We start from the raw sequence: 328 nt of genomic DNA, 5'->3' as shown, positions 1-328 counted from the left end.
CTGAGACGATTTCCAAACTCAACGTGACCATGGGTTATCCCATCCGAAATGCGCCGATTTATGCCTTTTTGGATGCGGTCTTGGACTTGCAGCGTTATGCGAAGTGGAGAAATGGCCAGGTGTTCTTTTACCACAAGCCGGTGATTGACTTGCTTTCATTTTCTTACCTGAAAGCCTCGGATTCGGAATTTGCCAAGGAAATCTCAGAAAAGATCAAGCTGGATAATCTCTTGGATGTGCCAGTAGAAGTTTTGGCCAAAGAGGGCACCTTGTTTCAACTGGTTTTCCGAAAGGTCGAGCCACAGGATCTTTTTGATTATTTGGGAGA

1 protein-coding gene is annotated in these 328 nt (G+C 45.4%); it reads left to right on the top strand.

Translation table 11 applies throughout. From position 1 onward, the window contains the following. Positions 1–29 precede the first annotated feature (29 nt). Positions 30–328 (top strand): hypothetical protein (locus ACNKXV_RS13840; RefSeq protein ID WP_417908303.1); only part of this gene is annotated, 299 nt, incomplete at its 3' end.

The sequence above is a fragment of the Christiangramia aquimixticola genome, from assembly GCF_048285835.1.
Classification (GTDB): Bacteria; Bacteroidota; Bacteroidia; order Flavobacteriales; family Flavobacteriaceae; genus Christiangramia; species Christiangramia aquimixticola.
Note: the sequence above shows the minus strand (reverse complement) of the source record. Positions and strands in the feature narration are given on the sequence as shown.